The sequence below is a fragment of the Undibacterium sp. GrIS 1.8 genome (genome assembly GCF_040544445.1).
GTDB lineage: Bacteria > Pseudomonadota > Gammaproteobacteria > Burkholderiales > Burkholderiaceae_D > Undibacterium.
This window is the reverse complement of sequence record NZ_JBEONQ010000051.1, coordinates 1-21,163: the sequence shown is the minus strand read 5'-3', so window position 1 is coordinate 21,163 and position 21,163 is coordinate 1. Positions and strand designations below refer to the sequence as shown.

21 protein-coding genes are annotated in these 21,163 nt (G+C 43.1%); 10 read left to right on the top strand and 11 right to left on the bottom strand.

Annotation, left to right across the window (positions count from 1 at the left end; genetic code table 11):
- Positions 1-182: 182 nt before the first annotated feature.
- The 3 genes from AAKU64_RS18815 to AAKU64_RS18805 all read left to right on the top strand — a co-directional run bounded on the left by AAKU64_RS18815 (position 183) and on the right by AAKU64_RS18805 (position 3,470).
- The gene (locus AAKU64_RS18815) at positions 183-884 is read left to right on the top strand and encodes a PRC-barrel domain-containing protein (RefSeq protein ID WP_354362665.1); all 702 of its coding nucleotides are present in this window, start codon (positions 183-185) and stop codon (positions 882-884) included.
- A gap of 243 nt (positions 885-1,127) precedes the next feature.
- Positions 1,128-3,077 (top strand): molecular chaperone DnaK, encoded by a 1,950-nt coding sequence (gene dnaK, locus AAKU64_RS18810; RefSeq protein ID WP_354335325.1) that lies wholly within the window; start codon positions 1,128-1,130, stop codon positions 3,075-3,077.
- A gap of 183 nt (positions 3,078-3,260) precedes the next feature.
- A complete protein-coding gene (locus AAKU64_RS18805; protein WP_354335323.1) occupies positions 3,261-3,470 on the top strand; it encodes a hypothetical protein in 210 nt (69 codons plus the stop codon).
- Positions 3,471-3,707: 237 nt separating this feature from the next.
- On the opposite strand, the gene AAKU64_RS18800 is transcribed toward AAKU64_RS18805, so the two are convergent.
- Together AAKU64_RS18800 and AAKU64_RS18795 are read right to left on the bottom strand one after the other, a co-directional pair.
- Positions 3,708-3,992 carry a hypothetical protein gene (locus AAKU64_RS18800; RefSeq protein ID WP_354335321.1) on the bottom strand — a complete coding sequence of 95 codons (285 nt, stop codon included), beginning with the start codon at positions 3,990-3,992 and terminating at the stop codon, positions 3,708-3,710.
- An 85-nt stretch (positions 3,993-4,077) separates the two neighbouring features.
- Complete coding sequence (locus AAKU64_RS18795) at positions 4,078-4,398, bottom strand: hypothetical protein (RefSeq protein WP_354362664.1); 321 nt, start codon at positions 4,396-4,398, stop codon at positions 4,078-4,080.
- Positions 4,399-4,741: 343 nt separating this feature from the next.
- Here AAKU64_RS18795 and AAKU64_RS18790 point away from each other — a divergent pair, with 343 nt between their 5' ends.
- From AAKU64_RS18790 to AAKU64_RS18780, 3 genes are all read left to right on the top strand, one after another.
- On the top strand, positions 4,742-5,686 hold the full coding sequence (locus tag AAKU64_RS18790; RefSeq protein ID WP_354335132.1) for a DnaJ C-terminal domain-containing protein: 945 nt from the start codon (positions 4,742-4,744) through the stop codon (positions 5,684-5,686).
- On the top strand, positions 5,683-6,006 hold the full coding sequence (locus AAKU64_RS18785) for a chaperone modulator CbpM (RefSeq protein ID WP_354335134.1): 324 nt from the start codon (positions 5,683-5,685) through the stop codon (positions 6,004-6,006). Before AAKU64_RS18790 ends, AAKU64_RS18785 begins: the two co-directional genes overlap by 4 nt.
- Before the next feature lie 192 nt (positions 6,007-6,198).
- Positions 6,199-7,341 carry an SLC13 family permease gene (locus AAKU64_RS18780; RefSeq protein WP_354335136.1) on the top strand — a complete coding sequence of 381 codons (1,143 nt, stop codon included), beginning with the start codon at positions 6,199-6,201 and terminating at the stop codon, positions 7,339-7,341.
- 32 nt (positions 7,342-7,373) lie between these two features.
- Here AAKU64_RS18780 and AAKU64_RS18775 read toward each other — a convergent pair whose 3' ends face one another.
- A complete protein-coding gene (locus AAKU64_RS18775; protein WP_354362663.1) occupies positions 7,374-8,537 on the bottom strand; it encodes a substrate-binding domain-containing protein in 1,164 nt (387 codons plus the stop codon).
- Positions 8,538-8,838: 301 nt separating this feature from the next.
- On the opposite strand from AAKU64_RS18775, the gene AAKU64_RS18770 reads away from it, so the two are divergent.
- Entirely contained in the window at positions 8,839-10,440 is a 1,602-nt protein-coding gene (locus AAKU64_RS18770) for an ABC-F family ATPase (RefSeq protein WP_354335139.1), read from the top strand.
- A gap of 73 nt (positions 10,441-10,513) precedes the next feature.
- On the opposite strand, the gene AAKU64_RS18765 is transcribed toward AAKU64_RS18770, so the two are convergent.
- The 3 genes from AAKU64_RS18765 to AAKU64_RS18755 form a co-directional block, all read right to left on the bottom strand.
- A complete protein-coding gene (locus AAKU64_RS18765; RefSeq protein ID WP_354335141.1) occupies positions 10,514-11,086 on the bottom strand; it encodes a hypothetical protein in 573 nt (190 codons plus the stop codon).
- A 556-nt stretch (positions 11,087-11,642) separates the two neighbouring features.
- Positions 11,643-13,538 carry a ferrous iron transporter B gene (gene feoB / locus AAKU64_RS18760; RefSeq protein ID WP_354335143.1) on the bottom strand — a complete coding sequence of 632 codons (1,896 nt, stop codon included), beginning with the start codon at positions 13,536-13,538 and terminating at the stop codon, positions 11,643-11,645.
- Complete coding sequence (locus tag AAKU64_RS18755; RefSeq protein ID WP_354335145.1) at positions 13,538-13,831, bottom strand: FeoA family protein; 294 nt, start codon at positions 13,829-13,831, stop codon at positions 13,538-13,540. The genes feoB and AAKU64_RS18755 overlap by 1 nt, the downstream gene beginning before the upstream one ends.
- Positions 13,832-14,219: 388 nt before the next feature.
- On the opposite strand from AAKU64_RS18755, the gene AAKU64_RS18750 reads away from it, so the two are divergent.
- Positions 14,220-15,134: a hypothetical protein gene (locus AAKU64_RS18750; protein ID WP_354362662.1), complete on the top strand. Its 915-nt coding sequence runs from the start codon at positions 14,220-14,222 to the stop codon at positions 15,132-15,134.
- Between the two features lie 86 nt (positions 15,135-15,220).
- On the opposite strand, the gene AAKU64_RS18745 is transcribed toward AAKU64_RS18750, so the two are convergent.
- From AAKU64_RS18745 to AAKU64_RS18725, 5 genes are all read right to left on the bottom strand, one after another.
- Positions 15,221-16,198 (bottom strand): DUF3421 domain-containing protein, encoded by a 978-nt coding sequence (locus AAKU64_RS18745; protein ID WP_354362661.1) that lies wholly within the window; start codon positions 16,196-16,198, stop codon positions 15,221-15,223.
- 235 nt (positions 16,199-16,433) lie between these two features.
- On the bottom strand, positions 16,434-16,889 hold the full coding sequence (locus AAKU64_RS18740; RefSeq protein WP_354335153.1) for a M15 family metallopeptidase: 456 nt from the start codon (positions 16,887-16,889) through the stop codon (positions 16,434-16,436).
- A gap of 88 nt (positions 16,890-16,977) precedes the next feature.
- Positions 16,978-17,811 (bottom strand): hypothetical protein, encoded by an 834-nt coding sequence (locus tag AAKU64_RS18735; RefSeq protein ID WP_354335155.1) that lies wholly within the window; start codon positions 17,809-17,811, stop codon positions 16,978-16,980.
- A gap of 89 nt (positions 17,812-17,900) precedes the next feature.
- Positions 17,901-18,407 (bottom strand): hypothetical protein, encoded by a 507-nt coding sequence (locus AAKU64_RS18730; protein WP_354335157.1) that lies wholly within the window; start codon positions 18,405-18,407, stop codon positions 17,901-17,903.
- Positions 18,408-18,506: 99 nt separating this feature from the next.
- Positions 18,507-19,490: a S1/P1 nuclease gene (locus AAKU64_RS18725; RefSeq protein WP_354362660.1), complete on the bottom strand. Its 984-nt coding sequence runs from the start codon at positions 19,488-19,490 to the stop codon at positions 18,507-18,509.
- A gap of 479 nt (positions 19,491-19,969) precedes the next feature.
- Between AAKU64_RS18725 and AAKU64_RS18720 the strand changes: the two genes are divergently transcribed.
- Positions 19,970-20,413 carry a DUF5675 family protein gene (locus AAKU64_RS18720; protein ID WP_354335161.1) on the top strand — a complete coding sequence of 148 codons (444 nt, stop codon included), beginning with the start codon at positions 19,970-19,972 and terminating at the stop codon, positions 20,411-20,413.
- Positions 20,414-20,825: 412 nt separating this feature from the next.
- Positions 20,826-21,163, top strand: a 338-nt coding sequence (locus tag AAKU64_RS18715) for a transposase (RefSeq protein ID WP_354362659.1), incomplete at its 3' end; no start/stop codon positions are given.

Genomic DNA, 21,163 nt, shown 5'->3' with positions numbered 1-21,163 from the left:
ACTCTATTCTTTGATCTGGATCAACAAAATCGGAGAATCAATGGGTATGTTGGATGACGAACAGACGAAATAAGTCTCAAAAGTCTACAAGTAGTACGTCACCAAAATACGACGAAAAAATCCGGCAGGTGTTACGCCCGTTTTGATTTTCCTTCTCACCTAAATTGATAGAAAAGAAAAAAATGAAACTCCGAAAAAATAAAATCCTCATCGCCATTGCAAGCACGCTGGCGATCTCAAGCGTATTAATGTTCACAGGCACTGGCGTTGCTAGCGCACAAGTTGCTGGATCTACCACCATGATCGGTATGACGGTATCGGAAGTGCAGCAAGTTGCGACTGGTTGGAGTGCCAAAAAAAGTATTTTAGGCAAATCAGTTTATAACGAGACTGGAGAAAAAATCGGTAAGGTCGAGGATCTGATCATCACACCGGAGAAGAATGTGTCTTATCTGATTATTGCTGTAGGTGGGTTTATCGGACTTAGTCAGCATAATGTGAGCATCCCCTCACCGCAAATTATCGAACAGGACGGCAAATTAATTTTACCGGGTGCATCTAAAGAGGCGGTAAAGGCAATGCCTCCATTTAATTACGCTAGTGACACCGCAAAACGCGATCTGTTTTTAGCAAACGCTGAACAAGATCTGAGCAAAGCAAAAGCAAAAATCGCAGAGATTCAAAAAAAATCTGCAACCCTCTCGGGTGAAGCAAAAACTAAGCTTGATCAGCAATTACAGACTCTGCAGCAAGACGTTAAATTGGCTGAAGATAAGCTGACTGCAATGAAGCGTGCAGAGGCAAAAAAATGGAAAAATTTTGAGGCTGATGTCAATAAAGCGTTCGTTCGCATGAAGCATTCAATGGAAAGCATCATTACCTGATTTATCACGAACTCAGTGGTCGATGTGGTCTTGAGTTACGGTGTCAATGTCAATAACGTTTGCACCAGCGACACGATTTTCTCTTCTCAGTTAATAACAATAGGACTTATGCAAAATCGTCCAGGTAAGGCGTAGTGGCAAATCAGTATTTGGTGCCTTAGTTAGTACGAAAGGCAGCTACAAGGCAACTGGGGCGGTTTTTTATAAGTCCTGAACAAGTATCATCTAAAAGGACGACATATCATGAGCAAAATTATTGGCATTGATCTTGGAACAACCAATTCCTGCGTTGCAATTATGGAAAACGGGCAACCAAAAGTCATTGAAAACGCAGAAGGTGCACGTACCACCCCATCCATCATCGCCTATCAAGAAGACGGAGAAATTCTGGTCGGTGCCTCCGCAAAACGGCAGGCAGTGATTAATCCCAAAAATACGCTATTCGCGGTCAAGCGTTTGATCGGACGTAAATTTGATGAGAAAGAAGTCCAAAAAGATATAGGACTCATGCCATTCCAAATTATCAAAGCGGATAACGGCGACGCATGGATTAGCGTCAGAGATAAAAAGCTTGCACCACCGCAGATTTCAGCCGAGATATTGCGCAAGATGAAAAAGACAGCAGAAGATTATCTTGGGACAGAAGTGACCGAGGCAGTGATTACTGTACCGGCTTATTTTAATGACGCTCAGAGACAAGCGACTAAAGACGCCGGACGCATTGCTGGGCTAGATGTCAAGCGCATTATCAACGAACCGACTGCAGCTGCTCTGGCATTTGGTCTTGATAAAAAAGAGAAGGGTGATCGTAAAATTGCGGTCTATGACTTGGGCGGTGGTACGTTTGACGTATCGATTATAGAAATTGCAGAAGTCGATAACGAAAGACAATTTGAAGTAATGTCCACCAACGGCGATACCTTTTTAGGTGGCGAGGATTTTGATCAGCGCATTATTGATTTCATTATTGACGACTTCAACAAAATCAACGGTATTGATCTTAAAAAAGATCCGATTGCGTTACAAAGGATTAAAGCCTCTGCGGAGCGCGCAAAAATTGAATTATCTTCTGCCCAGCAGACAGAAATCAACGAGCCGTACATTGCCATGGCAAATGGTGCACCAGTGCATCTGACCATGAAAATAACCCGTGCCAAATTAGAATCTCTGGTAGAGGAATTAATCGAGGCCACCATTGCCCCTTGCAGAACGGCGATGAAGGATGCCGGTATCAGTGTGGCAGATATCGACGATATTATTTTAGTGGGTGGCATGACACGTATGCCAAAAGTACAGGAAAAAGTAAAAGAATTTTTTGGTAAAGAGCCACGCAAAGATATTAATCCTGATGAGGCGGTAGCGGTTGGCGCAGCAATTCAGGGTGCCGTATTGTCGGGTGATCAGAAAGATCTTTTACTGCTCGATGTCACGCCTTTATCGTTAGGGATAGAAACGCTGGGGGGCATGATGACGATGATGATACAAAAAAATACCACGATTCCGACTAAATTTAGCCAGGTATTTTCTACTGCAGATGACAATCAGAATGCGGTGACGATCAAAGTATTTCAGGGTGAGCGGGAAATCGCTGCCAAAAACAAAGCATTGGGGGAATTTAATCTGGAAGGCATTCCACCATCCTCGCGCGGCACGCCACAAATTGAAGTGAGCTTTGATATTGATGCCAACGGTATTTTGCATGTCGGTGCCAAAGACAAAGCGACCGGCAAAGAAAATCGAATTACGATCAAAGCCAATTCGGGTCTGACTGAAGCAGAAATCCAGAAAATGGTGAAAGACGCCGAAGTCAATGCAGAAGATGACAGGAAGCTAAAAGAATTAACAGAGTCCAGAAATCACGCAGATACTTTGATCCACAATACCAATAAATCGATGCTTGAATACGGTACAACATTGGATACTTCGGAAAAAGACGCTATTGAGAAACATATTGCGGAATTGGAGTTATCCTTAAAAAGCGCAGACAAGGCCGATATCGATAGCAAGATTTCTGCTTTATCCAGCTCAGCACAAAAGTTGGGAGATAAGATGCAAGCCAATGCGGCTGCAAAACAGTCTGCTCAGCATTCCGGCGCAGCAAGCAACGATTCTGCTTCCCACTCGTCTAAGCAGGAAGAACAGCAAGATGATGTAGTTGATGCGGAGTTTGAAGAGGTCAAAGAGCATAAATAAGTTGTCGTCACTTGTTCGGTCAGCGGTCGCTAAATGTTTGCTAAATGTTCGTTGCGCCTGAAGATGATCAGGCCCAGAGACCTTGATGTTGGAGGTCTCTGGCGCGTCTCGCTGTGACTCTGCACCGGTATCGTTGTTGATCAATGTCATCCTCGTATTAGTCACTCCCTAAAAGGTATCCGATTGAAAACCAAAAAAACACCTTTCCCGTTGCCAACGCATAAAGACGATAGCAATGTATTGACAGGGGAGAGTCATGCTGACAGCGCGCTAGATGAGGCGTTAAAAGAGAGTTTTCCTGCCAGCGATGCGATTGCAGTCGAGATATCGGTTCCGCCATCACTACCAAAGACAACAGTGCAGTCAAGCACGCCTAAGATCAAGAAAAAATAACCGCAAACTGGTGTGGGAAATGTATTGAGAGATATCCATTTTTGCCAAGAGAGTTTTATATACTCCCAACAAAAATTAATAAAAATGCCTTATTGTCGAATGATTATATGGACGATTAAAATATACTAATTAGGAGTATATTTTCATTTGCGTGTTGAACTTTACACTTGGTGTCAATAATAGTCGGGAGAGTTAAGCGTGTTATATAAAATTTTTAACACGTTTTTATATGTGCTTTTACGTCTTTTTTGACTTGATGTCTGGTTCGGTTTTCACGGCAATTTCTCGCTTATTTTTCAGCATCTTTTTTGATGTCACTACCTCTTCAACTCCACGTTCTCCGCGCAAATCGGTGTCTACTAAGCCGCGTTCTAGGTCAACAAATGCCTGCTTCATTTTTTTATCAGGTTTGATAACGGCGTTCGCTGATACCTCATCATGATCATGTGGTAACAAAAGATTAGTACCGTTATTGACATCTTTCTTGACGCTACTCTTGCTGGATTTTACTTTTATCGTCATGGTATGTTTATTAGATCCTATATCTGAATTAAGTTTGCATTGAGGCTTTGTTTAATTCGGGTGATTTAAGCGGATCAAAGTCCTGTCAATTGCCGTCTGTAATATTGCATTCGGCTCTTTCGATCTGATTGGCACCCAATTTTAGAAGTGGGGTAATTGCGGCGTTTTCTTTGTCCGCACTATTTACACTAACGGCGACCACCATGCCGGATTGTCGTATGTTAGATTTATTTTCTTCGCCTTCTTCTTTCTCGCCTTTCTCTTTGGTTTTGGATAATCCACCGATCAGAGAGCCAATATGCGCTCCGACTAGTGCACCCAGTACAGCACTGACAGGACCAGTTAAAGGAACGCCTGCGATGCCGACATCTGAGCCAACAGCACCGCCAGTCGCGGCGCCTTGCATGGCACCTTCGCCAGTTTCTTTGGCGCCAGGTGATACCCCCTGATCACCGCCGATGGGATATAAATTATGTTGTCCTGACGGGTTAACTTAGAAGGAACTTATTTGTTGTTCGGCAAAACCGGCATGTATTAATTGATTAATTGATTGATTGCATGCTCAACCTGCGCCTTCTGTTGCAATCGTCCCGCAATAATGTGTGTCATGGTATCTCTCTTGATGTTTGATTTAAATCAAAAATACGCTAACTAATTTGACTAGTCGGTGCGATGCCGCACGCATATTTGTTGGTATCCCATTTAAAATCAGAAGCTATCCAGCACCTGGCGATCACTCAAGGCTTCTAATGAAATTCAAAGATTATTATCAGATCATGGGATTGGAGCGCACGGCGACAGAAGCAGATATTAAGAGGGCGTATCGCAAACTTGCTCATCAATATCATCCCGATATTTCTAAAGACCCAAAAGGTAAAGAGAAATTCCAGGAGATAGGGGAAGCCTATGCTGTTTTAAAAAACGCTGAGAAGAGACAAGCCTACGACGATTTGGGTAAGCGTCCATCGGGTGAAAAATTTACGCCACCACCGGACTGGCAGCAGCATTTTAATGCGGGTGAAGCCGATTTTAATGATGTTGATTTATCCGATCTGTTTGCTAATTTTGGCGGTGGGCGACGGACTCATCAGCCGCGACAAGCTGTGCCGCAAGCCGGGCAAGATTATGAGATTACTGCATCCGTATCATTGGAGCAGCTTGTTAGCGGCGCAGAAATTGATGTCCGTGCTGAGTTGCCTGAGTATGACCAAAATGGTTTGGCGCATAGAGTGGCACGCACTTTTCGCGTCACGATTCCCAAAGCAGCCGTGGACGGTCAACGCTTGCGGCTAGTCGCCAAGGGTGGGCCAGGTATAAATGGCGGACGGACTGGCGATTTATTTGTTGCCTTGGTGTTTCAATCGCATCCCCTGTATCGGCTGAGTGGTCGCGATTTGTATATGGATCTGCCACTGACACCTTGGGAGGCGGTGTTAGGTAAAACCATACAGCTCCCAACTCTGGCAGGTGCAGTAGAACTGACCATCAAGCCAGGTACCATCGGCGGACAAAAATTACGGCTGGCTAAGCGTGGTCTGTCATCCGCTAATGGCGATATAGGTGCGCTATATGCCGTCGTCCAAATTCAGATTCCAAAAACGGTCACTCCGCGCGAGCAGGAACTATTTGAGCAATTAGCGGCGGCATCTGACTTTAATCCACGTCAGCATTTTGTATCAGGGGCACATTCATGAACAGAGAAATAGACCAATCCATCTGGCTGAATGATGTTGATGTTTGCCAAATCGATCATTTGATCGAAGTCTCAGGTTTGTCCTTGGAAGAAATCGAGGACTTAATTAACCATGAGATTATTGTTCCGCAAGATCGCAACGCTAATCCGAGGTTTTTTTATCTTCACTATGTGATGACCGTCAAAATGGCACGCAGACTGCGCGACGACTTTCAACTTGACCGTAATGGGCTGAGCTTGGCACTTACATTGCTGCAGCGAGTTCAGGCTTTAGAGGCAGAATTAAAGCAGCCTACATTAGCCGCTTCAACAGCAAATTAGTAAATAAATGGCATGTGGATTATCGTAAAACTCATATTCCTTATCTATTGCCACGTTCGTCCTGTATAGATACACCATACGAGTATATTGTAGATGTCCATATAATCATTGGACAATGAGGCATTATTTTAAAATATAATGGGGAGTATATTAATTAATAGACCTCAAATGAACGAACCAAGAATATCGTCCATGCTTACACCAACCCTGACAGATTGCATCAAGCATCATTTAAAACGCACCGTATCCGCACTGATTGAGGACGTCTTATTGCTGATTTTACTTGTGGCTTTGATCGTGCTGACCTTGATCGCGCCAGATAAAATCAGCAGTTATCCCAGCCTGGTTGATTGGCCAACAATTGCTGCTTTAACTGGTTTGCTGATTTTGACTAAAGGGCTGGAGATCAGCGGATCATTGCATCGCCTTGGTTTGTATCTGATCACCTTGATGGCGACGGAGCGTGCGACTGCACTATGTTTTGTGATGGCGGCAGCGATGTTATCAACGCTATTAACCAACGACGTGGCATTGTTCGTTGTCGTGCCACTCACACTAGGCGTGTGTCGCTTAAACGGTATGTCGGCGCCCAAGCTGATTATTTTCGAGGCACTGGCTGTCAACGCTGGCTCTGCATTAACGCCAATTGGTAATCCACAAAATTTATTTCTATGGCAATTGTCCGGCGTATCCTTCGGCCAGTTTGTCTTGCATATGCTGCCCTTGGTGCTGCTGTCGGTGGTGGCACTGATTGCGCTGACGATCGTAATTTTTCCGAATCAAGCTGTCACACAAAATCAAGATAAATCAACGGTGCAAGCGCTTGATCGCCCTCTATTTATTGCCTCGATCGCACTGTATATTCCATTTTTGATCGCCACCGATTTGCACCAGACCGTATGGGCAATTACTGCGGTGATTTTAATTTTTTTATTATTGCGCCCCAAGGTATTGACCCAGGTTGATTGGGGTTTGCTGTTGGTATTTATCTTGATGTTTGTCGACTTACGCTTGTTCGTCAGTCTGGATGTAGTCCATCATTTAATCTCCAGACTAGATTTAAATATCACACGGCATTTGTATTGGACCAGTATCGCCGCATCACAAGTGATCAGTAATGTACCGGCTGCGATCGCTTTGGCAGAGTATTCTGAGGACTGGCGTGTATTAGCCTACGGCGTAAACATCGGCGGCTTTGGTTTTGTGGTTGGCTCTTTGGCAAATCTGATCGCCTTGCGCATGGCAGAAAATCGCAAAGCCTGGCTGACATTTCATTACTATTCGGTACCGTTTTTATGCTTTGCAATGGCTGTAGCTTATGTGCTGATTTTTTAAAGTGATATAAAACTACCCGATGCAGGATAGCTTTATTTGGATGGCGTCTTGCCTCTCCATATCAATGAATAGGCTTCTTTGTAGGGTATTCCAGAATCGATATCGGCACCTTTAAGCTGTTGTAATAACTGAGCGGTAATCAATATTGGCTTACTTTGATAACCGCTCAAAGGCCGACCAGCAAAAGCACGGTTAAGTTCATCAGCCAATTGCCAGCCTTGTATGCCAAATGGCTCTGCCACCGTTGCAACTTGCTGGGAGCTGCCGGATTTGATGCGGCTAAGCGCGATATAAGAGCCATCACCGGCCGAAATATTTTTGATGTCTTTACGGCTAATTAAGTTTAGTGCGACATTCATCGCATCAAAATACGCATCATTGATTGCCAGTGTATGCGTCCATTTTTTCCCATAAAGCTGATCAAGCCGTTGCACCGCCACCGGTACTTCTTTGTTGGCATTGGGGATAGGTATATCTTCGATCGACAAGATTTTGCATCGGTTACAAGTCATCAAGCTTAAGACCATCGCCAGATTTTTTGCGTTGGCGATGGCAAAGCGGCTGTCATTAAAAATAATAACGCCGACCTCAGCGCCACTATTTTGGATGACATATTCAGCAGCTTTTTTACCGACTTCATCAGACTGCGTGGCGATATTAATTAACAGGTCTTTGGTCTGTCCGGGTTTTTCGGCAGCATGCCATCCGGCCAAGACGATTTTGGCCTGTTTGGCAATTGCAACCAAGTCTTGAAGCTCATCCGTAATTTGCATGCCACCAAATACGATGGCATCTTGATGTGACTGAATCGCGGCATTAATTTCGGCACGTAAAATGGCGACATCATTTTTGCTGTCGACTAAACTCAATTCCCAGCCAAGTTCTATGGCCGCCAGATATAAGCCCCGGTAGGCACTGGTAATGCCACCATTTCTGAAGTCCTGAGAAATAAAAACAATCTTTTTCCCAGGCTGTTTTACCGGACCTTCGACAGGGCCATCCCAGAGCAGGTCTACCGTAGATATCTTCTGTGCGGAAGAGGGCGTAGGTATAAGTGCGGTGATGGCGGCAATTAAGAAAATTACTGCAAATGAACGGGAAAAAGTTGTGATGAAATGCCGCCTGATATTTCTTATTGAACCAGAGCAGTTTGGCTTGACTAGTTGGTCTAATTGGTTTGTCGCATTGAGTTCCATACGCTTCTCTGTTTAAAAAAAACACGCATAACAACTTTTGAGCAAACTGAGTATAGTGCCAAAAAATACTTTATTGCACTATTGTTATATGCCAATGCAGCATAAACGTCATAAGCAGTAGCAGAGCTGGGGTAAAATCTTATTTAAGCTGAAAAAAATCTCATTATTTGAGCAAATACGGTTGTTCAGATTTGCTGATTTGGAATGAATTTAGATCAAAATTAGTCTTTAATCCATATTAATTTGGTTTAAAACTATCGCACAAGTTATTGATTATTAAGAGAAGAGTAAAAATACACACATGCTTTCTACCGCAAATATTACGATGCAGTTTGGCCCTAAGCCGCTGTTTGAAAACATTACCGTCAAGTTTGGTGACGGCAATCGTTATGGCTTGATTGGTGCCAATGGCTGTGGAAAATCCACTTTCATGAAAATTTTGGGTGGTGATTTAGAGCAATCTAGCGGCACCGTCATGTTGGATCAAAATGAACGTCTGGGCAAATTGCGCCAGGATCAATTTGCGTTTGAAGACATGCGCGTATTAGACGTAGTCATGATGGGGCACACAGAAATGTGGGCGGCAATGGCCGAGCGCGACGCGATTTACGCTAATCCAGAAGCAACTGACGACGACTACATGAAAGCCGCCGATCTGGAGGCAAAATTCGCCGAATATGATGGTTACACAGCGGAACCAAGAGCAGGTGAGTTGTTGTTGGGTGCGGGTATTCCGACTGATCAACATCAGGGTTTGATGAGTGGCATTGCGCCAGGTTGGAAACTGCGGGTGTTATTGGCACAAGCATTGTTTTCTAATCCTGATATTTTGCTGCTGGATGAGCCAACGAATAACTTGGACATCAATACTATTCGCTGGTTAGAAGATACGCTGAATGACCGTAACTCGACCATGATCATTATTTCGCATGATCGACATTTCTTGAATCAAGTTTGTACCCATATGGCAGATATGGATTATGGAACTTTGAAGGTATATCCAGGCAATTATGATGAGTATATGTTTGCGTCCTCGCAAGCACGTGCCCAGCAGATGTCGAACAATGCGAAGGCGAAAGAGAAGGTCGCAGAATTACAAGATTTTGTACGCCGTTTCTCAGCGAACAAATCAAAAGCGCGCCAGGCAACTTCGCGGGCAAAACAGATCGACAAGATTAAAATTGAAGACGTTAAGCCATCAAGTCGCCAGAATCCTTTTGTCCGGTTTGACGGCGAAAAGAAATTGCATCGGTTGGCAGTGGAAGTTCAGGGCTTGTCTAAGTCCTATGACAAAACCTTGTTTAGCAAGCTTGATTTGATGGTAGAAGCAGGCGAACGCATTGCGATTATTGGCGCTAATGGTATCGGTAAGACGACTTTATTGCGTTGCATCGGTGGCGAAGAAATTTGCAAACTGAGTGCAGATCGAGGTTTGGTGAAATGGGCGGAAAATGCCAATGTCGGCTACATGCCACAAGATCCGACAGAGGAATTTTCTGAGGATAAAAATCTGACGGATTGGATAGGTCGCTGGACCCAAGAAGGCGATGATGATCAGGCAGTGAGATCAATATTAGGGCGTTTGCTGTTTGGCGGCGACGACGTTAAAAAATCAGTCAAAGTATTGTCCGGTGGTGAAAAAGGCCGCATGATGTACGGCAAGTTAATGCTTGGCCGTCATAACGTCTTATTGATGGATGAGCCGACTAATCATATGGATATGGAGTCGATCGAATCTTTAAATATCGCGCTCGAAAAATATGCCGGCACACTGATTTTTGTATCGCATGACCGGGAGTTTGTATCCTCGCTGGCAAACCGTATTTTAGAAATCAAAGAAAATAACATCATCGATTTCCGTGGCACTTATGAAGAATATTTGAGCAGCCAAGGTATTGAGTAAACTTAGTTTATTCAATAGTTTGACCCAAACAAAAAGCCAGGAGATTCCTGGCTTTTTGTTTTTTCAGTCTTGATTAATCATCATCTGGAACAATTTTCTCTAATTTTGGATCCCCGGCATAAAGCAGGTGATCCAGGCGATCTCTCAGACTGCGAGCCATTTCTTTACCTTTTGCTTTCAACACTGCCTCAATATAGGGATTCCGTAGTTCGCGGAACTCTTCTAAAGTCGCAGAACGTTCCACCTTTAGCTGCAAAGTAAAACCACGTAAGCCCAAGGTTATTTTGATGGTTTCATTAAAAAAATTCTTTAAGGCCTGAATACGAGTCGCATCATCCATCAGTTCGGTAGCAGGTAAATCGCGATCAACTGACTCGGACATGCTATCTGAGATATCTAAATCAACCGTAGTCAAGCTTGCTGCAGGCTCTGCAAATAAAGGCGGCGTAATAAAACCCTGATCGGCTAAGTCCTGAATGCTTTGTGCATTTAATCCAAGGCCTGCAACTTTTTTAAGCAGATCATCGACCGTTTGCTTTCCGTCAACCATCACAAGCAAGGTTCTCATCCGCGATGGCAGTTGGTATTTGCGAGTTGCAATCTCTTCGCGACCTTTGTCGCTTTTATCGTAAATAGTCACGCTCATATGCGTATGAAGGCCTTAGTTTGTCTCAAGAATATGTATTTATATTTATAGCAGTCTAAGCGAACGATGCGCAACGACTGCCTTGTAGTTGCCGCAGAGAATACACCAATTAATTTTTACTGACCACTTTATACAGTGATTAAATTAATATCAAAATTAGAATTAAAATCTTAGACTGATCTTTTAACAAGACTTACGGAAAATTGCCCTAGCAAGGCATAGTGCCGAAGTTAGTACTTTTTAGTACGACTAAGTTCTATAACTCAGTTGGGTCGGTTTTGCGCAAGTTCGAATCAATGCTTAAAGTTGGCGAATGAATTTCACTGGCTTTTCATTTACAGTGTTTTTATCGGATGCGGAGGAAGTCGAGCATGTGCCACACGATGAGCAGCTGCTACCACAGCCACTAGCAGGCGCACCCAAATACTTTGCGAGGGAAGGGGAGTATTGAAAGATCCAAAGTACTAGTTTTTGTTTGGCGGAGGCGGGCATCCACTTTAAGAACAAATACACAGCAGCGATACTTAAAAGTAATAGCGTGATCAGAGTTTGCACATTACGCTCCCAGTAATAGTTTAGCGACGTTGTAAGTGACGAATGAGGCAAAGTAAGCCAAACCAAATAGATAAGCCGCCATCAATAAAGGATAACGCCAAGTATTAGTTTCACGCTTAACAACGCTTAATGTAGCAATACATTGCGGTGCAAATACATACCAGGCTAATAACGATAGGGCAGTCGGTACACTCCAAGAATGCGCGATCAAGGGCTGAAGACTATTCGATAAGTCATCGCCAGATTGTGATAACGCGTAGACCGTTCCTAGTGCGGCAACAGCGACTTCACGGGCTGCTAATCCTGGAACAAGAGCGATACAAATTTGCCAGTTAAATCCGATTGGTGCGAATATGACTTCAAGCATACGACCCAGTATGCCGGCAATGCTGTAATAAATAGGCGGCTGAGCCGCATTTTCTGGAGCGCCAGGAAAACTGCTCAAAAACCATAGCAGAATCATCAATGCCAAGATAATTGTTCCGACCCGAGTAACAAAAATCTTAATGCGCTCCCAAAGGCCAATCATCAAATTTCTGGAGTTAGGTAAGCGATAATCCGGTAGTTCCAACATCAAAGGCTGCTGCTCCGATGAGCCCCATTTTTTCTTGAGTACAAAAGCCACCAACATTGCAGACACTATGCCGGCCAAATACAATAAAAATAGAACTAAGCCTTGCAAATTAAGCCAGCCACCGAGCATTTTGGCAGGAATAAATGCTGCAATAATCAGGGTATAAACCGGCAAACGTGCTGAACAAGTCATGAGCGGAGCGATCATAATTGTTACTAGGCGGTCACGCGGATTTTGTATTGTCCGTGTCGCCATGATGCCCGGAATTGCACAAGCAAAACTAGATAACAGGGGGATGAAAGCTCGCCCAGACAAACCGACTTTACCCATGACTCTGTCCAATAAGAACGCTGCACGAGGCAAATAACCGGAGTCTTCCATTACAAGAATAAAGAAAAACAGAATCACAATTTGCGGCAGGAATACCAATACACTCCCAGCACCGCCAATAACACCTTTGACCAATAAACCTTGTAACATGCCAACTTGCATATGCGATTCAACAAAAGCACCCGCTGCGTCCACACAGGATTTGATGAAGTCCATCGGCAATTGTGCCCACGCAAATACAGCCTGAAAAACCAAAAACATCAATATCGCAAAAATCACGGGCCCAATTAATGGATGCAGGACAAAGCTATCCAACTTAAAACTAAAGTGATGATCTTTGCTGGCGTCGTAAGAAACGCAGCGCGCCAGTATGGTGTTGGCTTCTATTTGTATTGATTCGGGTGTTACAGCAGTAAGCGATTTTGTAGATGGCGTGATTTCAGATTGTTTGAGCGTGCCAGCAAGGATTTCTAACTTGCCCAGCAATAAATCAATACCGTCAGGGTTAACTGCAACGGTTTCAACAACTGGAATACCCAAGCTGGTTTGGAGTAAAGCGATATCAATATTAATATCGCGTTTTCTCGCGACGTCCATCATATTGACTGCCAAAATCATCGGAATACCAAGATTTTTCAGTTCCAGAGCGACACGTAATCCGCGCTTTAAATTTGTCGCATCAACAACGCATACGACAGCATCGGGAATAGCCTCATCGGCGCGCTGACCAGTAATCACATCTTGCGTGATTTTTTCATCTGGGGTGATGGCATGCAGACTGTATGTTCCGGGCAAATCTAACACGTGCCATGTGCGTCCAGTTGGCGAGCGAAATTTACCTTCTTTACGCTCAATCGTTACGCCAGCATAATTAGCAACTTTTTGCCGTGCGCCAGTTAAACGATTGAATAATGCCGTTTTCCCACAATTAGGGTTACCAACTAATGCGATGCGTGGTGCAAGCAACTCGACAACAAATTCAGCATGACTCATTAAGCAATTCCAGCCTTCGCAACACCAATTAATGCGGCTTCAAAACGGCGCAAGGCAAAAGTAGATTGCCCGATACGAACAGCTAAGGGTTCACCGCCAAAATAACCCCGGTGTAAAATCTTTACTGATTCGCCCTTGACAAAGCCCAATTCCTTCAAGCGACGAACCACATCAAAACTAGATTTTGCGCTGGCAATGATATTTTCAGAAACTTCAGTCACTAAAGCAGAATCGCCAACCTGAAGCTTATCCAAGGTTGTGGAGTTAGACGGTGTAGCCAACAAACTGCTCATGATTAATCCTGCGTGTAGAGAAAGCTAAATGATAATGAGAATATATATCAATATGAATCAGCATTCAAGCTATACCACCTTCGGATATTAATTCTTAATTTAACATAATATAAATTATGCGAAAAACTAAGCAGCGGGAGTGATGTTAGTAAAATCACTAATTGAAAGCTATTGTATGAAGAGTTTTCAAAATAATGAACGCAACATCGGTTACTCATCATGTCACGAACCGGTTTACAATGTACAACGTATTCAGGCGTACTTCGCCAACGCTAGTGATTCGAGAAACGCTTTCCACGCTGCTGCACAATCTGAAAAAATCATACTTTAGTGTTCTCTTTAAAGCTAAATAATTCGCTCCACTTTTAATGTTAATAATATTATTGCTATGCTAAGTATAAGTACTCGTGCTGTCTTTAGTTTGATTTTGTGCAGCTTACTACTTGCCTGCGGTGGCGGTGGCTCACCTTCTACAACGCCAGCCCAAATACCAACACCTGTTCTAACACCTACATCCAGCAATCAAACCTATTTTTATTTCAGTTCCGGCCACGACCCACTGACAGTTTTAACTACAAGCCAAGCCAAGGCTACGCTGGCAAAATACACTAACGTGATTGCAGGAATAGATGCGGGTGGGAATACTAGTTCAACTGAATTTTTGAGCCGAGTACAAAATTTACGCGCCCAGGGGTGGCGCCTGCACATTTATTTGGAAGGACCGGGCGGGCCAACTGGCAATAGCTGGAGTGCAGATGAATGCTTACGTGTGCAAAACGCAGCCAAGCTCTATGTTAGCAATTCTGTACCGGTTGGTGATCACTGCCAAGACGATAATGCCAATTGGATGAAGGAGTGGAACCAGACCGGCTTTTTTAAACAGTTGCAACAACAATTAATCGATCTACAGCCTTTAGGTGTTGAATCGGTAGAAGTAGATAATTTATACCGAGCCGGATATGGCGATGGAGCTAAACCGATATCGGATTTTATTGTTCGCTTCAACAATGGTAAGTCAGCTAACAATACCATCAAGTTATTACTAAAAAATATAGGCTCACCCGCCGAACTTGATGCCATTCTTGGAGCCAGTCCACGCGCAGCCATAGCGGACTACATGATTTTGGAAGAGGATTTAAAAAATCAGTGGTGTGCCCTGCAAAACACAGGAAAAAAATATGGCATCGTCGCCGCTTTCAGCTGGAATACCTTCGACTACCACGCTGAAACTGATAGCAATGGAAAAGATCTAGTTTTATCCGGCCCCGCACAGAGCCAACGCCAAAGCTTTGGCTGTAGTTAAGTCCGCAAATTGGAACTTATTGCTCTGATGCGCTTCAATATCTGATAATTCTTAGCCACAACTATATTCATACGATGGGCTCTGATTTACTCAGTGAGTACCTCATACTGCTTTACGATAGCAATGTGCCCTCCCCAGCCAATGCTACAGCCACCAAAGTTTTTTCTTATTTTTCCTGGATGGACTCCGTTTTCATTGGGATAGGATCCTCTGCAAAGATAAAGGTCTTCACTAGCAGGTGGAATATCTTTTCCTCCAACAACGGCATTCTCTGGAACTGCACCGTTAAGAGATGCAGTCCATTTTAACGGTGCGCTGCTAATTAGAACTTGATATACCGGTATCGATAGTTCATGGTGGCCGAAAGTGATATCACAACCAGCCAGACCTTTCCTTATTTTGCCTGGATGAACCCCATCCATATGTTCAGCACGACAAATGTAAATAGGCAGATCTTCTTTGCCGATTTTTTCTGTTCCAGCTTGAAAAGCTTTGGCAGGAACATTACCTTGAGAGGCATTTTCCCATACCAACAATATCTGAGCTTGGGGAGGAGCTGCGCCTAGAGTCTTTATTGGCGTTGCAGCATATTGACCAGTAAATCCTTGATAGATTTGTTGCATTATGCTTGGGGATTTCTGCGGCGCAGCTATATTACTGACGGGAGATTGAGCTTGTGCACTGCTGATAAAAAATGAAGTGATACTACCGGTTTCTATTCTCTCTTTTTGAGGCATCGATATTGGAGACAAAGTTTGCGCTTGCGAAACCTTATTTTCTGGTTGCTTATATGCACTTCCAACTACAAATGATGCGAGCAGAGCAGGTGCTGAGATACCTATTTGAAACACAGTAATCGGTCTATTTTCATTCGCATTGAGCCAACCCACTAACGCACCGGCAACAAATAAGGCGAGTGCACGCATCACCCATCCCAAAATATTATAAATACTTAAAGTTTCTATTTTTGTCCCCATAGACTCAGGGTCAAATGTAAGTAATAAGATCAAAATCGGCAAAAGTGCTCCGAGACCTGCAATAAATATTCTCTGGCGCGCTGTCATGATTAACACCTTTTATTAGCTAAATAAGACTGGATATGTAAAGCTTCTACAATATTTTTTATTGATTTGTGTATTTTTTAACACTAAATTCACTTTAGAATACTTTATCGAAAAAACAAGAAATTATTCATCAGGTGAGTAATTCTTAGTCATCGTTTGACCCAAGCTTCAGGATGAAACATAAAATTCGCGAACGGCTTACATCGGAGCGGACAAAAACTCACAGCACTCTTTTTCAATATCCTTTGCAAAGCTGAAAATGCATTGGATCTTTTCTTGATACGAAATTGCCCTCATAAAAAAATCCGGCATCTTCGAATACTTTCACAATGTTGTCAGGAAAGCGTTGTGTACTTCCTAGTGGGTACTTGTCTGCTTCCAAATCGATTGCAATTCCCCAGGAATGAGTTGATGGATGTTTTGATTCACCACGAATTGGGCGATTATTAAAGATACCGCTGTAATTTTTGACTTGTTCTTGCAATCCAGCATTTTTAATTTTTTCAAACGCTTGCTGAAAATTCTCTACGATCAAATAGTGGCATCGTGCCCTTGTCACTTTAGTTCCTTCATAGAACAAAGGATAAGGAAGCGTAAAAGCTTCAATATATTTAGCCTCAAAATTAGGGGTGTCGAGGCTACCAAAGACATCAATAATCTCGTCTAAACCATTCGGTGTTTTGGTCAACATTTTGGGCTCCTAGATCACATTTAAAGCTCAGGGTTTATTTGAAACCAAATAGTCACTGTTACTAAATAACTACCTTGTTAATCTGCATTTAAGGTGAGTCGTAACGTGCTGGTTTATCTCCTGTACCTCTGACATTTAATTTGAGAATATTTTGCAAAAAATCAAACCAAAATGGCGCCCCCATGCTGATGGCAAAGGCCGTAATCAAACAACCCAGTAAGGTGATTCCTGTTGGAAAACTAATAAAAAAATATTGGAATCCAAACATTTTTAACACTTGATCAGAAGATGCCGTCGTCATTACCGAGGGCGCTTGCGCTACTGATGCCGCAGCAATAGCTTGTGCCCGAAGTACCGGACTTTGCCACAAAGCATTACAGACAGCGAGTGCATTCAGATTTAATCCGAATGCCAGAATCCCACCTAAAGCAAAACTCAAGTAACTGCTAAATCTTTTAAATTGTCCTGCAACATGGTCCATTGATTCATCAAACCACTCTGCTATTTCTTGTTCAACTACTTTAAGGTCATGGTTGGCACGATCTACTGCTAATAACAAAATTTTTTTGAATCTACCATCAGGCAACTGATGAATAGCCAAATTTAATCGTTCAAATTGAGTTTGGGAAGCGTCCCCTGCTCCGCTGAGAACATGCACCACCGTGGAGGCGAATCCCTGTGATGATAAGTAGGATAATTTTTTATCTGGGGGAGAAATTCTGGGGTGTAGAATTATTGTTTGAATCACAGGATCCAAATTTTTTTGTAGCTCTAACAAATCGGAAATACCCGCATTCAATGACTTTGCTCTTAATCTCAGAGCGGTTGCAATAAATTCCTGTATTGCTGTCACGAGGATAGATAAAGACAGGAAGAAGAATACCAAACCCACTGCCGTTTCAAGAACCTGACTTCCAAACATATCCGCTCCCACGTCATTGTTAAAAAAGCGCACCAAACCTGCCGTTCGGGTTCAGATGCGCCTTAGCTCGCTTGCGCATCTATAGCAAGTCAGTATTTCTTCGTTGAATTCCAAAGACCGCAATAAGTTTCTAAGCTCTCCAAATTGTCTCCAGCCGTGCCATCTTTTCCGATAAGTTTTATAAAACCATTTGGTTTACTGGGACTTGGTGGCTCCTTACAATCGGTATGCACCCAATGAATTCCCTTTGTTCCATCGGTGTACTCTTGACCACAAAGCTCAAGAGCGTCACCAACCTTAATCTGGCTCAAAGAATCAGGAATTTTTTTGCTATTCTTCACGTAACCGTTAGCAAACACATTGTCTATCGCGACATCGTATTGGTCATTTATCCCATCCACTTTAACCATTAAATGTGTATGTGAAAGCTCGACGCCTTTCAGAAATTTACCGCTTTTAAATTTAGGACCTGAGGTAACTGTGCCGGTAAGAAATGTTCCTTTACCTGCATCACAAGCAGCTTTGTCATCTGCCCATGCTGTCGTACAAATTAGAAATAATCCTATGCTAAGTTTTTTTAAAATTGACGTTTTCATAGAGTTTTAATCTCCTGTTAAAAATATGTGTTGGTTTAGTTTGATGGATTTATCAAAGTGATGAACCATTGTTAATCTCATTTTTACTTTATTCTGAATTTATTTCAAAATCTGAGCTAACACTGCCGCTAATCGTTTTCCGGCTAAGAGTAGTCGATCGCTGGCAATGTCAGAAGCTAGCTTGGGATAAATCGTCGGAAGCGTGATCGCCCATCCGTCGGTTGCCCCTCCTTTTGGGTCTTTATAGTTTTCCGTATGATTGCCAATCGCAACACCATCAAATGCTAATTTGGAGTCTGTAAGAGACTCATCGGCCCATGTTTCTATTGCTTTATCCAAGTCACCTTTGATTTGTAATGGTTTCGAGTTCGCATCAAGCAAAGCCGTTGCTAAATGAGCCGGATCAATCACTTTTTTTCTACGCATGATCGTCTTTACCGCGTCACTATCCCAATAACCATGTATGACTCGCGTAGTCCCGTTAATATGTAATTTATTGCCGCCCTCTGTTGCAAATACCTTTTTAGAGTCGATCAATGGCTGAGTTGGTTCTTGGATGGCACCGTTGGCATCCAGATAGACGGCGCCTACATGTAAGGGTTGGTGCAGATCGCCGAGCATATGTGTCAATAACATCAGTGCTTCGCGTTTAGAAAACTGATGCGTGCCTGGATTCCCACGTAAAGTACTAATGCTCTCTTTTAGAATTTGCACAACATCGTGATCCGTTTTTCCGTAAGTCGCCTCGCTGTAACTTACGCTGTCGATGGGAATGTCGGTGTAATGATAATCATGATGCTGCGGATTCGCCGTAGCAAAGGCTTTTTGCTCTGGGGTGGGCTCTTTCTGGCAATAGGTAAAACCTTTTGCGCAATCAGCCCAAGTGGAAATGCTCGATAAGCTTTCCCCAGGCTGAAGTAATGTTTTGAGTTTTTTACTTGTTGGCGACCCAGCCAACATTTGATCTGCGATCGCTCCAATCGTTTTATGACCATCGCCACCCCACCCAAATGCATTTGCTGAGATACCGCAGGCAATAACGACGATCAGTCTTACAGTGTTTTTTACATTGGATGAATACATGATTTGGTCTCTCCGTTTGCTGTTAAATAATCGACACTAACGACTGAAAATCTACAGAATTCTAATAAGATATTACTCCGTTATTTTTAATTTAATTATAAATTAAGCTAGTTTATTTAATAATTTATAAACCGTTGTAGAAATGGCCTCATTTCTTGATAACAGGGAAATATTCATCATTTGCTTGTTTAAAAACAATCATTTGTTGATGAAATTTTAACGATTTTAAAAGACCGATCCTCTACAGGGAACATGCGTTAGTTCAATCGTTACGAGCCACTATTAATGTGAAGTTCTGAACTTACCTAAAAGACTTGTCGTAAGCAGCTAGTCTCACAAAAGATAATAAATTTGCACTTTTTTGAAAATAGACTATATTTTTTGATATCAAACATGCTTGATCTCTTTTTTTCATAAACAAGCATATTCGGTTATTTGAATGCTGCCCAATGCGATAGTCCAGATACCAGAAAGCACCTATGCAGATCCTCATTGTTCGTGACCAAACTCTTTCTGGCGCCGAGGGAACGTTTGGAATAATGTTTATCGATGGCAAACAATTTTGTGCAACTTGCGAACAGCCGTGGAATAACAATCTTCCTAATGCATCCTGCATCCCCGTCGGGAACTATCAACTCATTCCTTATGATTCGCCCGCACATGGTGCGACGGTTGTTTTCCATAATCCTAGCCTAGGTATTTTTGGCACACCGGCAATGATCCCCTCTGGTAAACAGGGTAGAAGTCTCTGCGAGATTCATAATGCCAATTGGCCCTTTCAGTTGAGAGGATGTGTTGCCGTTGGTAGCCGTGTACTTGATATTCCACCACACGGGCTGGGCGTTAACAATAGCGTGAAGACTCTGGCAGAGTTAATGTTACGGTGGGGTAAGAGAGAAGGCTTGACTGCCACCGTTCAATAATCGAGGTTGTAGTGAAGGCTTTGATATTTTTGTTAACCGGTCAATGTGTTGACCGTATTTTCTTGTATGAGCATTGATATTGGTCCGCGAACTGGTCAACTCAATGGATTCAGACTACGAAAAATGAATGAAAAACAAATAGTCATCATTTAAATTGCGGGAGATTAATATGACGGTATATCGAACAGTAGATCAGTGGGTAGAGGGGAACTATCCCTCGATATTAGCAATAGGTGACAGTTGGTTCTGGTACCCAAACAACAATATCCTCGAGTCGATCTCAAACCATCCATTAATGCTACCCGCATATAAAAATATACAAGCGGTAGGTTATAACGGCGCCCTACCCCCCTGTGTCAGACTAGTTGTCGCCTCTAAAATTTAGAAATAAATTCTTAAACCAGAGGCAGCAATGAACTTAACGTATTCTTCCGCATTTAAAGAACAAGCGCTAGTGAAAGTATATTCCCGTGGCGACCGCACGATACAATCGGTCGCTGAAGAGCTGAACGTCAAACTACAAACGCTCAAGATTTGGATGAAAAGAAAAATGAAACAAACACGTGACGACTTGCCCGGCATCGTCAAAGAAAAGCGTCCGCAAGACTGGCGTGTTGAAGAGCAGCTTCAAGCGCTGCAAGAAACCTACGGCCTCACAGGTGAAGCACTCAATACCTGGTGTCGTGAGCGCGGCCTGTTCGCGCATCACCTCACCAGCTGGAAAGCCGCTTTTTGCAGTGTTCACACCAA